This window comes from Aureimonas sp. AU40 (genome assembly GCF_001463785.1).
Taxonomy (GTDB): domain Bacteria; phylum Pseudomonadota; class Alphaproteobacteria; order Rhizobiales; family Rhizobiaceae; genus Aureimonas.
The window spans coordinates 47,949-60,244 of record NZ_BBWL01000035.1; the positions used below are offsets into that span (position 1 = coordinate 47,949).

At 68.9% G+C, this 12,296-nt stretch carries 12 protein-coding genes; 7 read left to right on the top strand and 5 right to left on the bottom strand.

All coding sequences use genetic code 11. The annotated features are described in order from the left end of the window. Positions 1 to 3: 3 nt before the first annotated feature. A complete protein-coding gene (locus AUL32_RS11970) occupies positions 4 to 846 on the bottom strand; it encodes a shikimate dehydrogenase (RefSeq protein WP_062115194.1) in 843 nt (280 codons plus the stop codon). Further along, entirely contained in the window at positions 839 to 1,438 is a 600-nt protein-coding gene (locus tag AUL32_RS11975; RefSeq protein ID WP_062115197.1) for a Maf-like protein, read from the bottom strand. The genes AUL32_RS11970 and AUL32_RS11975 overlap by 8 nt, the downstream gene beginning before the upstream one ends. An 858-nt stretch (positions 1,439 to 2,296) precedes the next feature. Here AUL32_RS11975 and hemE point away from each other — a divergent pair. Then, positions 2,297 to 3,319, top strand: a complete 1,023-nt coding sequence (gene hemE / locus AUL32_RS11980) for a uroporphyrinogen decarboxylase (RefSeq protein WP_061977581.1) — start codon at positions 2,297 to 2,299, stop codon at positions 3,317 to 3,319. Here the strand turns inward: hemE and AUL32_RS11985 are convergent. Continuing rightward, on the bottom strand, positions 3,316 to 3,867 hold the full coding sequence (locus tag AUL32_RS11985) for an AAA family ATPase (protein ID WP_062115200.1): 552 nt from the start codon (positions 3,865 to 3,867) through the stop codon (positions 3,316 to 3,318). The genes hemE and AUL32_RS11985 overlap by 4 nt on opposite strands. A gap of 186 nt (positions 3,868 to 4,053) precedes the next feature. Here AUL32_RS11985 and hemJ point away from each other — a divergent pair, with 186 nt between their 5' ends. From hemJ to AUL32_RS12010, 5 genes are all read left to right on the top strand, one after another. Beyond that, the gene (hemJ, locus tag AUL32_RS11990; protein ID WP_062115203.1) at positions 4,054 to 4,575 is read left to right on the top strand and encodes a protoporphyrinogen oxidase HemJ; all 522 of its coding nucleotides are present in this window, start codon (positions 4,054 to 4,056) and stop codon (positions 4,573 to 4,575) included. Between the two features lie 125 nt (positions 4,576 to 4,700). Next, positions 4,701 to 5,249, top strand: a complete 549-nt coding sequence (locus AUL32_RS11995) for a gluconokinase (RefSeq protein WP_306302890.1) — start codon at positions 4,701 to 4,703, stop codon at positions 5,247 to 5,249. Positions 5,250 to 5,576: 327 nt separating this feature from the next. Further along, positions 5,577 to 6,842, top strand: a complete 1,266-nt coding sequence (rho, locus tag AUL32_RS12000) for a transcription termination factor Rho (protein ID WP_061973232.1) — start codon at positions 5,577 to 5,579, stop codon at positions 6,840 to 6,842. 191 nt (positions 6,843 to 7,033) lie between these two features. Next, a complete protein-coding gene (locus tag AUL32_RS12005; protein WP_062115205.1) occupies positions 7,034 to 7,534 on the top strand; it encodes a YbaK/EbsC family protein in 501 nt (166 codons plus the stop codon). Between the two features lie 165 nt (positions 7,535 to 7,699). Further along, positions 7,700 to 8,266, top strand: a complete 567-nt coding sequence (locus AUL32_RS12010; RefSeq protein WP_062115208.1) for a GNAT family N-acetyltransferase — start codon at positions 7,700 to 7,702, stop codon at positions 8,264 to 8,266. A gap of 473 nt (positions 8,267 to 8,739) precedes the next feature. Here AUL32_RS12010 and AUL32_RS12015 read toward each other — a convergent pair whose 3' ends face one another. Continuing rightward, positions 8,740 to 10,797, bottom strand: a complete 2,058-nt coding sequence (locus AUL32_RS12015) for a thioredoxin domain-containing protein (RefSeq protein WP_062115211.1) — start codon at positions 10,795 to 10,797, stop codon at positions 8,740 to 8,742. A gap of 123 nt (positions 10,798 to 10,920) precedes the next feature. On the opposite strand from AUL32_RS12015, the gene AUL32_RS12020 reads away from it, so the two are divergent. Then, positions 10,921 to 11,292 carry a hypothetical protein gene (locus AUL32_RS12020; protein ID WP_062115214.1) on the top strand — a complete coding sequence of 124 codons (372 nt, stop codon included), beginning with the start codon at positions 10,921 to 10,923 and terminating at the stop codon, positions 11,290 to 11,292. Positions 11,293 to 11,569: 277 nt separating this feature from the next. On the opposite strand, the gene AUL32_RS12025 is transcribed toward AUL32_RS12020, so the two are convergent. Next, positions 11,570 to 12,259, bottom strand: coding sequence for a PadR family transcriptional regulator (locus AUL32_RS12025; RefSeq protein WP_244497840.1), 690 nt, complete (start codon positions 12,257 to 12,259; stop codon positions 11,570 to 11,572). Positions 12,260 to 12,296: the final 37 nt, after the last annotated feature.

Here is a 12,296-nt window from a genome sequence, read left to right on the forward strand (position 1 = left end):
AGTTCAGCCGCCGGCTTCGATATCGGCGAGAAGCGCCTGACGCAGGTCCTCCCGCACGCTCGGCCGCCGGCCGAACCACCGCTCGAACCCCGGAACCGCCTGATGGAGCAGCATGCCGAGCCCGTCCGCCGTCTGGAGCCCGCGCAGCCGCGCCGCCCTGAGGATCGGGGTCTCGAGCGGCACATAAACGATGTCGGTCACCAAGGCGGCTTCGGCAAGGGCCGAGAGGTCCGGCGGCGCCTCGCCGGGCACCGGCGCGCGCGTGTTGACCACGAGATCGGCCGAGCCGAGCCGAGCCGCCGTCTCGCGCTCCCCCGCGCCGGTGATGTCGAGGCCGGGCCGCGCGAAACTTTGGGCCAGGGCCTCGGCCCGCTCGGGCGTGCGGTTCAGGATGCGGATGCGACGGACGCCCGCCTCGGTCAGCGCATGGACCACGGCGCGCGCCGCGCCCCCCGCGCCCAGCACCAAGGCCTCCTCCGCGTTTCGCCAGCCGGAAAGGCGCTCGTCGAGATTGGCGGAAAAGCCGTAGGCGTCGGTGTTGCCGCCGACAAGCCGGCCGTCCTCGAACCAGAGCGTGTTCACCGCGCCGATCGCCTCGGCCGCCCCGTCGCGCCGGGCGACGGAGGCAAACGCCGCCTCCTTGTGCGGGATCGTGACATTGCCGCCGGAAAAGCCCGCCGCCGCGAGGCCAGCCAGAAAGGCAGGAAAGGCGTCCGGTTCGACGGCGACGCGCTCGTAGGAGCCGGCAAGGCCGAGTTCGCGCAGCCAGGTTCCGTGGATCAGCGGCGAGCGGGAATGGTGGATCGGCCAGCCGGTGACGAAGGCCTTGGGCGAGGTCTCATTCATCGACCAGCCCCCGGCGGCGCAGCTCGGCCAGGAGCGGCAGGACGGGCAGGCCGATGATGGTGAAGAAGTCGCCCTCGATCCGCTCCATGAGCTGAATGCCCTGGCGCTCCACCTGATAGGAGCCGACGCTGGTGAGCGCGGCATCACCGACCTCGGCGAGATAGCGGCCGATCGTCGTGGGCGACAGCGCGCGCAGGGTGATGCGCGCCTGGTCGACATGGCGCCACACGGTCTCGCCATCCACCACCAGCGCCACCGCGCTGGACAGGACATGCGTGCGGCCGGAAAGCTGGAGCAGCGCGCGGCGCGCCCCTTCCATGTCGGGGGGCTTGTGAAAGCGCTCGTCGCCCAGCGACAGCGTCTGGTCGGCGCCGATCACAAGGGCGCCGGGATGACGGGCGGACACGTCGATCGCCTTGGCCTCGGCCAGAATGGCGGCGACGTCGTCGGGCGCGGTCTCGCTCTCCGCCAGCGGCGCCTCCATGGCGCGCTCGTCCAACGTCGAGGGATCGACGCTGAAGGCGATCCCGGCGTTCTGCAGAAGCTCCCGGCGGTGGACGCTGCCCGACGCCAGGACGATCGGCTTCCTCATGCGGCTCGTTCCCTCTTCCTGTTGCCTTCTTCCTAGAGCCTGCGACGGCGCGGCGACAAGCCGTCCAGGGCGAGAAGCTCGGGAGCGGTCGTTCGGGATTTTATGGTTAAGAATCGCTCGCCGGGAACGGACGGACTCCGATCGTGGTTTGGGACAAGTCTTCGGCTGGGATACGCCCGGGATTCTTGGGCCCCTGTGAGCAACCCGGGAGAAGCTGGGGCAAGTTCGGCGGGGGGTTCGGCCCTCCCGGGAAAACCCCCGATTCCTCCACAGATCGAGACATGACCCGGGGTGTGGATGGGAACTTGTGAAAAACGGGGGAATCCTCGCAGCGCCCGCGCCGGTCGCTTTGGAATCCTTAGGCGAATCCTCGCTAAACCGGCGGTTTGCGGAAAGCGGGAAAGCCGAGAGCTGCGCGGCGCCTGTGAATCCCCTCAATCCACCGACTCATAGAATTAGAATCCAGATTCAATAGAATTTCTTTGAGGGAAGAGCGGGCTGGGGATCTGACGATCCCGCCCGGTTTTCTGGGAGAGAGGTCCCCTCCCCTTGCCGAGGACAAGAGGGGCCGAGAGATCGCGGCCCAAGGGCTGGACGAAGCGCCCATTCCCCGCCATGTCCCGGGAAGACATCCGATCCAACCGGCGCGAGGCGCCGGGACGGTCCGGGGAACGCGTGGGAGAGCGGAAGGGTCGAGGGGTTTCGCCAGAAGGACGCGGCGGCAAGCCATGGGGGTGCGAGGCGCATCGCCCGAGGCTTGGCGGCGAGGGTCCCGGCGAAGAGCCCGAGCCTTCCCTCTCGCCGGGGTTTCGCAGATCGCTCCCGCCGCCGTTTCGCGACGAGCCGAGAAAGCCCTTCATGGAACAGCGAAAGCTTCTGCGCGTCCTCGCCGGCGAGACCGTCTCCCCGCCTCCGGTCTGGCTGATGCGCCAGGCCGGGCGCTACCTGCCGGAGTATCGCGAGGTGCGCGCCAAGGCCGGCGGCTTTCTCGATCTCTGCTACGACCCCGCGCTCGCCACCGAGGTCACGCTCCAGCCGATCCGCCGCTTCGGCTTCGACGCGGCGATCCTGTTTTCCGACATCTTGGTGATCCCCGACGCGCTGAAGCGCAACGTGCGCTTTCTCCAGGGCGAGGGGCCGGTGATGGACCCGATCTCGGCGCACGAGATATCCGGGCTCGACCCCAGCCATGCCGACACGCATCTCGCCCCCGTGATCGCCACCGTGGCGCGTCTGCGCGCCGCCCTGCCCGAAGAGACCGCGCTGATCGGCTTCTGCGGCGCGCCCTGGACGGTCGCGACCTACATGATCGCCGGCCACGGCACGCCGGCCCAGGCGCCGGCCCGCCTCTTCGGCTACGAGCACCCGGAGGCGATGGACGAGCTTCTTCTGCTGCTCGCCGAGATGAGCGCCGACTATCTCGCCCGCCAGCTCCAGGCCGGGGCGGACTGCGTGCAGATCTTCGACTCGTGGTCGGGCGTTCTCGACGAAGCCAGTTTCGAGCGCTTCGCGGTGCGGCCCGTGCGCCATCTCGTCGCCCGCCTGCGCGCCATGGTGCCGGACGCCAAGGTGATCGGCTTTCCCAAGGGCGCAGGCGCCCTGCTCGACACCTACCGCGAGAAGACCGGGGTCGACGCGCTCGGCCTCGACTGGGGCGTGCCCTTCGCGCAGGCCCGCCGCCTCCAAACTGCGGGCGCCGTACAGGGCAATCTCGACCCGCTGCGCCTGATCGCCGGCGGACGGGCGCTGGAAGAGGGCGTGCGCGCCATTCTGGACCAGCTGGGCGATGGGCCGCTCGTGTTCAATCTCGGCCACGGCATCACGCCCGAGGCGCCGATCGCGCATGTGGAGGCGCTCTTGCGCCTGGTGCGCGGCGGCTAGACGCCGATCCGCTGCCGCAGGAAGCGCACCCGCTCGGCCACCGGGGCGAGCGGCAGGTCGATCACCTCGTAGCCGAGCCCCTCATAGGTCCGGCGCATGACATGGGCGGTCTCTGCCGCCTCCGCCGCGTCCTGCCGCCGCTCGGCGTCGCCGGAAAAGATCGCGGGCCAGAAGGGCGCGAGAAAAACCGGGCTGCGGTAGCGGCAACGTGCGACGGCCCGGAGCAGAGCCTTGGGCTCGGGCAGGCCGCAGAGGCGCAGATACCCCAGCGTGTCGGGCAGGGCTCGGTCGAAGATCACGGTGCCCTCGCCCTCCAGCGCCGCGCGGTAGGCCGTTTCGTCGCGTTCCGCCATGCGGGCGGCGAAGGCGGCGCGGTCGCCCCAGGGCAGCGCCGTGCCGCCCCGGGCCTCTTCGGCGCGGATCACCGCCCGGCCCGCTTCGCCGACCGTGCGAAAGCCTCGGGCCGCCAGCGCCTCCACCAGCGTGGTCTTGCCCCCGCCGGGGCCGCCGGTCAGCACCACGAGCCGGCGGATGCCGGAAAATTGCATGCGGATCTCCTTTCGAAAGCCAAGCCGAAGACTCGGATGGCGAAGAGTGGGATGACGAAGACTGGGGATGGCGGGGATAAGCGGGGCGCGGGAAAAGGGCGCGGGCCTGGCCGCTTGCCGTTTGGAGCGGTTCTCGACTAGACCCGGGGAAAGCCGCTGCGTGCGGCGCGATCAGGAAGACGCATCATGAGCAGCATCGCGCCCGCCAAGGACCGATCGGTTATCGTCTCGCTGGGGATCGGCGCGCTTCTGGCGCTCGCTCTCTTCGCGCTCGTGCCGGTGGACGCCATGCTCTGGGTCAAGGCGCTGCACGTTCTGGCGGTCATCTCGTGGATGGTCGGCATGTTCTACCTGCCGCGCCTTTTCGTCTACCACACCGAGGCCGGTGTCGGCAGCCCCCAGGCCGAGACCTTCAAGGTCATGGAACGCCGGCTGATGCAGGCCATCGTCAACCCCGCCATGGTGGTGACCTGGGTGTCCGGCCTTTGGCTGGCGATCGAGGTCTACCGCTTCCAGGGCGGCTGGCTGCACGCCAAGTTCGCCCTCGTCATCCTGATGAGCGGCCTGCACGGCTATTTCTCCGCCTCCCGCAAGCGGCTGGCGCGCGACGAGATGACCAAGTCGAGCCGCCATTGGCGCATGATGAACGAGGTGCCGACAATCCTCCTCGTTGCCATCGTGATCCTGGTGATCGTCAAGCCGTTCTAAGCGGGCCGGCGGAAAGACCGCCTTCTCACACGCGGCGCTTGCCTTTCCCCCTCCCGATGCGATCTACGAGTTTGTAGGCCGGACCCTGTCCGGCCTTCGCGTGTTTCGCCCGTCCGGAGATCGCCGTGCCCCCGACCGCTTCCAAGCTGCCCGTCTGCCTCGTCGTGATGGGCCCCTCCGGCACCGGCAAGACCACCACCGCCAAGCTCCTGTCGCAGCGGCTCGGCTGGAAATTCGCCGAGGCCGACGAGTTTCACCCAAAAAGCAATATCGCCAAGATGTCCGCCGGCATCGCGCTGGACGACGAGGACCGCGCCCCGTGGCTGGCCTCGATCCGCGATTGGATCTCCGACGAGGCGGGCATGGGCGAGAGCACGGTGATCACCTGCTCGGCGCTGAAGCGCCGCTACCGCGACGTGCTGCGCGGCGCCGAGGCGCGGGTGCGCTTCGTGGAGCTCAGCGCCCCGCAGGGCGTGATCGGCGACCGGCTCGCCCAGCGCAAGGGCCACTACATGCCGCCCTCGCTCTTCACCTCGCAATATGCCGATTTCGAACCCTTGAGCGAGGACGAGGACGGCGTGCGCGTGTCTGTCGAACAGACGCCCGAAGGCGTCGTGACCGACGCGCTGCGCCAGCTCGACCTTCTGCGCCCCGAGCTGTTTCGCGCGCTCTGAGCGCGGCGGGGCCAGCGCTCGCGGGGGCCGAGAGACGGGCGCACGCCGGGTTTGCCCTGAGCGCGCCGCCCTCCTGCCGCGCGGCATGCGGCGTTTGGGCGGCCCGTTTCGCGCCCTCCAGCCTCGCGCCATCTTGCGCCGCTGCGGCGAAATGACTATAAGGGACGCCGTATCCCGCCTCCGGTGCGGAACGGCCGTTGCGCCGTGCCCCGCCCATTCGTCGCCGAACCATACGCATTCGTATCAGACCGGCCCGAGTATCCTCCCCCGATGACTGTCCCCACCGCGTGCGGCTCCCGGCCTTGCGCCGATGGGGTGGAGCCCGCCATGCCTGAGATCAAACTCCAGGACCTCAAAGACAAGACGCCCGCCGAACTCGTCGCCTTCGCCGAAGAGAACGAGGTCGAAAGCGCGTCCACGCTGCGCAAGCAGGAACTGCTCTTCGCCATTCTCAAGCGCCTCGCCGCGCAGGAGATCGAGATCATCGGCGAAGGCGTCGTGGAAGTGCTGCAGGACGGTTTCGGCTTCCTGCGCTCGCCCGACGCGAACTACCTGCCCGGCCCGGACGACATCTACATTTCCCCCTCGCAGCTGCGCCGCTTCTCGCTGAAGACCGGCGACACGGTGGAGGGCACGATCCGCGGACCCAAGGACGGCGAGCGCTATTTCGCGCTGCTCAAGGTCACGACGATCAATTTCGACGATCCCGAAAAGATCAAGCACAAGAGCCATTTCGACAATCTGACGCCGCTCTACCCCAACGAGCGGTTCAAGATGGAAAATCCCGACCCGACCAAGAAGGACATCTCGGCCCGGGTCATCGATCTCGTCGCCCCGCTCGGCAAGGGCCAGCGCGCGCTGATCGTCGCCCCGCCGCGCACGGGTAAGACGGTTCTTCTCCAGAACATCGCCCATTCCATCACGGCCAACCATCCCGAGTGCTACCTCATCGTGCTGCTCATCGACGAGCGGCCGGAGGAAGTCACCGACATGCAGCGCTCGGTGAAGGGCGAGGTCGTCTCCTCCACCTTCGACGAGCCGGCGAGCCGCCACGTGCAGGTCGCCGAAATGGTGATCGAGAAGGCCAAGCGTCTGGTCGAGCATGGCCGCGACGTGGTGATCCTTCTCGACTCCATCACCCGCCTTGGCCGCGCCTACAACACGGTGGTCCCGTCGTCGGGCAAGGTGCTGACGGGCGGTGTCGACGCCAACGCCCTGCAGCGGCCCAAGCGCTTCTTCGGCGCGGCGCGCAACATCGAGGAAGGCGGCTCGCTGACCATCATCGCGACCGCCCTGATCGACACGGGCTCGCGCATGGACGAGGTCATCTTCGAAGAGTTCAAAGGCACCGGCAACTCGGAAATCGTGCTCGACCGCAAGGTGGCGGACAAGCGCATCTTCCCGGCCATGGACATCCTCAAGTCCGGCACGCGCAAGGAAGACCTCCTCGTGCCGCGCCAGGATCTGCAGAAGATCTTCGTGCTTCGCCGCATCCTCTCGCCCATGGGCACGACGGACGCGATGGAATTCCTCATCGACAAGCTCAAGCAGACCAAGAGCAATGCCGACTTCTTCGAGTCGATGAACACGTAAGGGGTCCTGCCCCGATCGATCGAAAGGCCGCCGGTGCACACCACCGGCGGCCTTTTTCATGGGCGCGCGCGCCTTGCCGCCTCGGCTTCGCGGCCTCTATGAAGAGGACCAGACGCCATAGAGACTGTTTGACAACCCGGCGGCGGACCGATCCGGCCGGGTTATCAAACAGTCTCCGAGGGAGAGCCGAGATGAGTGACGCCGCCGCCGACCTGCCCGATGCCGTGCGCCGCGTCGAGATCGCCGCGCTCGCCAAGGCGCTGCCGTTCCGGGTGGTGCGGACCGAGCTGATCGCGCGCACGGCCGAGGAGGCGGCGAAAGCCGTCTCGGCCGAGGTCGGGCAGATCGTCAAGAGCCTCGTGTTTCGCGGCGCCGAAAGCGGGCGGGCCTATCTTCTCCTGGTGTCGGGCGCCAACCGGGTGGACCAGGCGCTGGTGGCCGGCGCGATCGGCGAGGCGCTGGAGCGGCCGGATGCCGATTTCGTGCGCGAGCACACGGGTTTTGCCATCGGCGGCGTCGCGCCGCTCGGCGCGAGTTCCCCGCTGCCCGTCTTCATGGACGAGGACCTCCTCGGTTTCGACGCCGTCTGGGCGGCCGCCGGCACGCCCTATCACGTCTTCGAAACGACACCGCGCGATCTCGGCGCGGCGACGGACGCGGTGATGATCCGCGTCCGGGCCACAGGCGCCTGACGCCGGCTCGCGAGGGCGTCGGTTCGGCTCGGGCTTGTCCCGATGGTTTGGGCCTGCGCCTTCGAACCCTTCCCTTGGCTCCATGAAACCTCATGCCCTATCCCTCGCCCCCCTCCCTCACACTGAGATCGCGCGGGGCAGTTCGAAACGGCCGGAGCGATCCGCATGACACCCTCTTTCTCCCTTCGCCCCGCCACGCCCGAAGATGCCGAGGCGATCGCCGCGCTACATGTCGCCAGCTGGCGCGAGACCTATGCCGGGCTTCTGCCCGAGGCCATGCTGGCCGAACTTTCGGTGGAAAGCCGGGCAGAGCTTTGGCGGCGCATCCTGGCGCCGGCCCATGCCGCGTCCGGGGCGGCGGTCTGGCTGGCGGAGGAGAACGAGAAGGGTCTGCTCGCGGGCTTCGGTGCCTGCGGGGCGCAGCGCGACGCCGAGCTGCGTCAAACCGGCTTCGATAGCGAGATCGGCGCGCTCTATGTTCTCCGCGCGTTTCAGGGCCGAGGCCTGGGCCGGCGCCTCATGGTGGCGCTGGCCGGCCATCTTGCCGGGAGCGGACGAAGCGGCGCGGCGCTTCTGGTGCTGAGAGATAACGCGCCGGCCCGGCGCTTCTACGAGGCGCTGGGCCGGCGCATGGTCGGCGAGCGGAGCGAGTCCGGCCCCGAAGGTGAGATCGTCGAGATCGCCTATGGCTGGGCGGATCTGCAGGCTCTGGTCGAAGCGGCGTCGAACTAGACACCGCGTCGCAACGGAGCCACGGCGCGGCGAGGAACCCGCCGCTTGAGGTCGGGGCTTTGGTCAGCACGCCTACCCATCCTCCTTGGAGAGGTGCTCGGGTAGATTGTCTCAAAGCGCCAGCACTTCTTCCGACGGGCGGCAGAGCCGTGCGCCAGCTCCGTCGCCATAGTGGACCTGTTGACGAGAACGGGACGAGCGAGTGTGGCAGCGATTGGCGCGGCAACCGAAAGCGACGGATCGCGAGGTCGGCACGGGGTGCGTTGTTTTCCCGCAAAAGCGGGGGGCCGATGCCCATTAGCGCGAGAAGCTTCAGCCGCCGTTCGGGCGGGGCGGCGGCGTCTTCAGCGACCCGATCACCCCGAGCGCCCGTCAGAGTGCGGGACCGGCACCGGCACGTCGCGCAACGTGCCGCAGGCGGGGTCGCGATCGATCATGACGGAGGCATACGGGCTCCCTGAGTCAGGGCAGTCTCAGGAAGCCGCCGTCCCGCCCTCCAAAAGGGCGCGCAGCGCCTCCGGCTCGAACACGGGCGGATGGCAGGTCTGGTTCCGGCAGAGCGTCACGGCGGGATAGCGCTCGGGGCGCAGCGCACTGAGGGCGAGCGTTTCGGGCAGGCGGTCGGGGTCGTTCAACACGAGATCGACGCGGTTGAGATCGACATGGCCGCGCACCATCGCCTGCACGGCGCCATAGCCGGGATTGGAGCGAAAGCCGAACAGCGCCAGTTCCGAGCCGCGCTGGAGTCGATCGAAACCCGCGAGAAGGCCGGGATAGGCCATGCCGCCGGCGCCGATGCGCCCCTGTGCGAGCGCTGCCGCGCGCTCGGCCCGCGTGCGGATCGCTTGGCTGCCGCCGACCTGCGCCAGCAGCGCCAGCCCTTCCACCACCAGCGCGGTGGAGCCCGGCACTGCCTCGTCCGGGTCGCCGCGCGGACGAAGCAGCATGTCGTCGGCATCCGAGGCCGTCATGAAATGCCCGCCCTCGCCATCCCCGTGCCAGCGCTCCAGCGCCTCGGCCAGCGCATGGGCCGTATGGAGGAATTGCGGGTCGAGCGTCGCGGCAAAGAGCGCGGCGCCGGCGGCGATCATCGCGCCATAGTCGCCGCTGAGGGCGGGGCCGGACAGGCGCCCGTCGCGGGCGGCATGGTGGAGGCGTCCCTCCCGCATCATCTGCGTGGTGACGAAGCGGAAGGCTTCGCGCGCCAGGAGCAGCGCGTCCGGGTGGTGGAACGCGGCGCCGGCTTCGGCCAGCGCCCGGATGGCCAAGCCGTTCCAATCCGCCAGGATCTTCTCGTCCCGCCCCGGCCGGGGCCGCGCGGCGCGCGCCTGAAACAGGCGGATGCGCGCTTCGCCGAAGGCCTCCGGCGCCGCCTCGCCCGAGCCGCCGAGCCGCTCCAGGATCGTCTTGCCCTCCCAGTTTCCACGGGGCGTGACGTTGTAGCAGCGCTTGAACGTCTCGATCTCGGGCAGGCCGGCGAGCGCGGCGTCGATCTCGCCTTCCGTCCAGACATAGAAGGCGCCCTCTTCCATGCGAGCGCCCTCCACCGGGCCATCGGCGGCGGCGCTGTCGGCGTCCAGCGAGGCGGCCAGGCCCCCGCCCGGCATCTGAAGCTCGCGGCGCAGAAACGCGACGGTCTCGAAAGCGCGCTGGCGAAACAGCGGCTCGCCCGTCGCGCGCCAGCCGATCGCGAGATGGCGCAGAAGTTGCGCTTGGTCGTAGAGCATCTTCTCGAAATGCGGCACCAGCCAGCGCGCGTCCGTGGCATAGCGGTGGAGCCCGCCGCCGACATGGTCGAAGATGCCGCCCTCGCACAAGCCGCGCAGCGTCACGAGAAAGCCCGCCCGATGCGCCTCCGGCCCACCCGGAAATCCGGATCGGGCGAGGAGTTCGAGATAGGGAGCGTTGGGGAATTTCGGCGCGCCCCGGATGCCGCCGAGCTCGAGGTCGATCATCCCGCCGATGCGCGCGGCGGCTTCCTCCAAGGCGCCCTCCGGCAGGTCCGCCGGTGCGCCGGAGGCGCAGAGGAAGCCTCTCAGATGCGTCCGCATCTCTCCGGCCGAGCGCAGCAGGCCTTCGCGCTTGGTGTCCCAGGCGTTGCGCACGGCCTCCAGAAGCTGCGCGAAGCCGGGCCGCCCTTGGGCTGCCTCGGGCGGGTAGTAGGTGCCGCCATAGAAGGGCTCGCCCTCCGGCGTCAGGAACATCGTCATCGGCCAGCCGCCTTGCTCGCCCATGGCCTGCAAGGCGGTCATGTAGAGATGGTCGATGTCGGGCCGCTCCTCGCGGTCCACTTTGATGTTGACGAAGTCGCGGTTCATGATCGCCGCGACGCCCGCGTTCTCGAAGCTCTCATGCGCCATGACATGGCACCAGTGGCAGGCGGCGTAGCCGACCGAGAGGAGGATCGGCCTGTCCTCGCGCCGGGCTTCCGCCAGCGACTCGGCCGACCATTCCCGCCAGTGGACGGGATTGTCGCGGTGCTGCTGGAGATAGGGGCTGATCGCCTCGCCCAACCGATTGCCTTGCGCCATGACCCACCCTCCTTTCGCCTGTTCCGGCTTGAGTTAGGGCGCGAGCCGGCTTCCGCGACCGGGCGGCGGCGTGATAGACAGCGAGCCGCCAAACGATCAGCGCTCCGGCAAGGACTCTCAGCCATGCGAACCATCGTCGCGTTCCCTCTCCTCGTCTCTCTCTGCGTCGCGGCCGGTCCCGGCCTTTCCGCCGGTCTCCACACCGACGTCGCGAAGGTCGGCAAAGGTCGGGCGCTCGGGGGCGGGGCCTCGCTCGTTCTCGTCGGGAATGACGCCAATGGCGGGGCCGGGGGCGCTGGGGGTAGCGGCGGCGCAGGTGGGCGCGGCGGCGTGGGCGGGCAGCCGGGCAAGGGCGGCAAACCGGGAATGCCGGGGTGCGACGGCGGCACGAGACCGGCGGCGGACGGCAAGTTCTATCGGCCCGGCACCCATCAGGAATGCAATCCGAGCGACACGGATCGCAAGCGGTTCAAACCCCTGCCGCAGGCGCTTTAGCATCGGGGGCGAGACCTGCCGGAGTTAGAGGCCCGGTTCTGTCGCGGACTCACGTCGTTGCGAAGGCTGACGCTCTGCCGCTGGTCTTGCTTGCGCTTCGGGCGTCGTGAACCGGTGACGTTCGCTCGCGTATTCTCCCACTCGAGTCTTTTTTCGGATCACGTGAGGCTTGGGGGTGCGCCCGCGCCGAGCGATCCGGCGCTCTTACAGCCGAGGAGGCCGGGCCGACCCTCGCGGGATCGGCCCGAACCCAAGTCCTCGCGATGGCCGGATCGCGTCAGGCGTCGTTTGAGCCACCCTGCCCCCGGTCGAGATCGTCGGCCGCTTGGAGCAGAAGCCGGATGATCTCGCCCGAGCGCTTCTCGTCCGCCGCCAGCGCGCGGGCGGCCACGTCCCGCAGGTTCAGCATCGCGGCCTCGACGCCGCGCGGCAGGCCCGGCTTGCTCTCCTCGCCGCGATGACCGTGGCGCTCGCGCCGCTCCTTCAGGCGTTCGGACACCTGTGCCAGACGCCCGAGACTGGCGTCGGCCAGGGTCCGGTTGCCGTCGAGATAGGCGCGCCCCTCGTCCGTGATGGCATAGCGCTTCTTGTTGCCGTCGCTTTCGGCCAGGATATACCCGGCTTCTTCGAGATAGCTCAGCGTCGGGTAGATCACGCCAGGCGAGGGCGCGTAGAAGCCTTCGGTCATCTCTTCGATATGCTTGATGATCTCGTAGCCGTGGCGCGGCTCCTTCTCGATCAGCGCGAGCACGAGAAGGCGAAGATCGCCCTGCAGCAGGAAACGGCCGATCCGGCCGTCCCCTCCCTCTCCGCCCAGCCCGTCGCCGCCCATGTCGCCATGTCCGCCATGGCGATGGCCACGCCCCGGTCCGCGTCCGAACGGGCCGCGCCCCATGGCGAAGAGCCCGACCAGCCCATGCGAGCAAGACCGGCCGTGCCGGCCGCGTGTTTCGAATTCCTGTCTCATTTCGATCACTCCATTTTAGTCTAAGATATATCTTAGA

What these genes read in the sequence shown, in the direction of transcription:
- AUL32_RS11970 (WP_062115194.1), bottom strand. Translation starts at nt 846, where the DNA reads ATGAATGAGACCTCGCCCAAGGCCTTCGTCACCGGCTGGCCGATCCAC.
- AUL32_RS11975 (WP_062115197.1), bottom strand. Translation starts at nt 1,438, where the DNA reads ATGAGGAAGCCGATCGTCCTGGCGTCGGGCAGCGTCCACCGCCGGGAG.
- hemE (WP_061977581.1), top strand. Translation starts at nt 2,297, where the DNA reads ATGGAACAGCGAAAGCTTCTGCGCGTCCTCGCCGGCGAGACCGTCTCC.
- AUL32_RS11985 (WP_062115200.1), bottom strand. Translation starts at nt 3,867, where the DNA reads ATGCAATTTTCCGGCATCCGCCGGCTCGTGGTGCTGACCGGCGGCCCC.
- hemJ (WP_062115203.1), top strand. Translation starts at nt 4,054, where the DNA reads ATGAGCAGCATCGCGCCCGCCAAGGACCGATCGGTTATCGTCTCGCTG.
- rho (WP_061973232.1), top strand. Translation starts at nt 5,577, where the DNA reads ATGCCTGAGATCAAACTCCAGGACCTCAAAGACAAGACGCCCGCCGAA.
- AUL32_RS12005 (WP_062115205.1), top strand. Translation starts at nt 7,034, where the DNA reads ATGAGTGACGCCGCCGCCGACCTGCCCGATGCCGTGCGCCGCGTCGAG.
- AUL32_RS12010 (WP_062115208.1), top strand. Translation starts at nt 7,700, where the DNA reads ATGACACCCTCTTTCTCCCTTCGCCCCGCCACGCCCGAAGATGCCGAG.
- AUL32_RS12015 (WP_062115211.1), bottom strand. Translation starts at nt 10,797, where the DNA reads ATGGCGCAAGGCAATCGGTTGGGCGAGGCGATCAGCCCCTATCTCCAG.
- AUL32_RS12020 (WP_062115214.1), top strand. Translation starts at nt 10,921, where the DNA reads ATGCGAACCATCGTCGCGTTCCCTCTCCTCGTCTCTCTCTGCGTCGCG.
- AUL32_RS12025 (WP_244497840.1), bottom strand. Translation starts at nt 12,259, where the DNA reads ATGAGACAGGAATTCGAAACACGCGGCCGGCACGGCCGGTCTTGCTCG.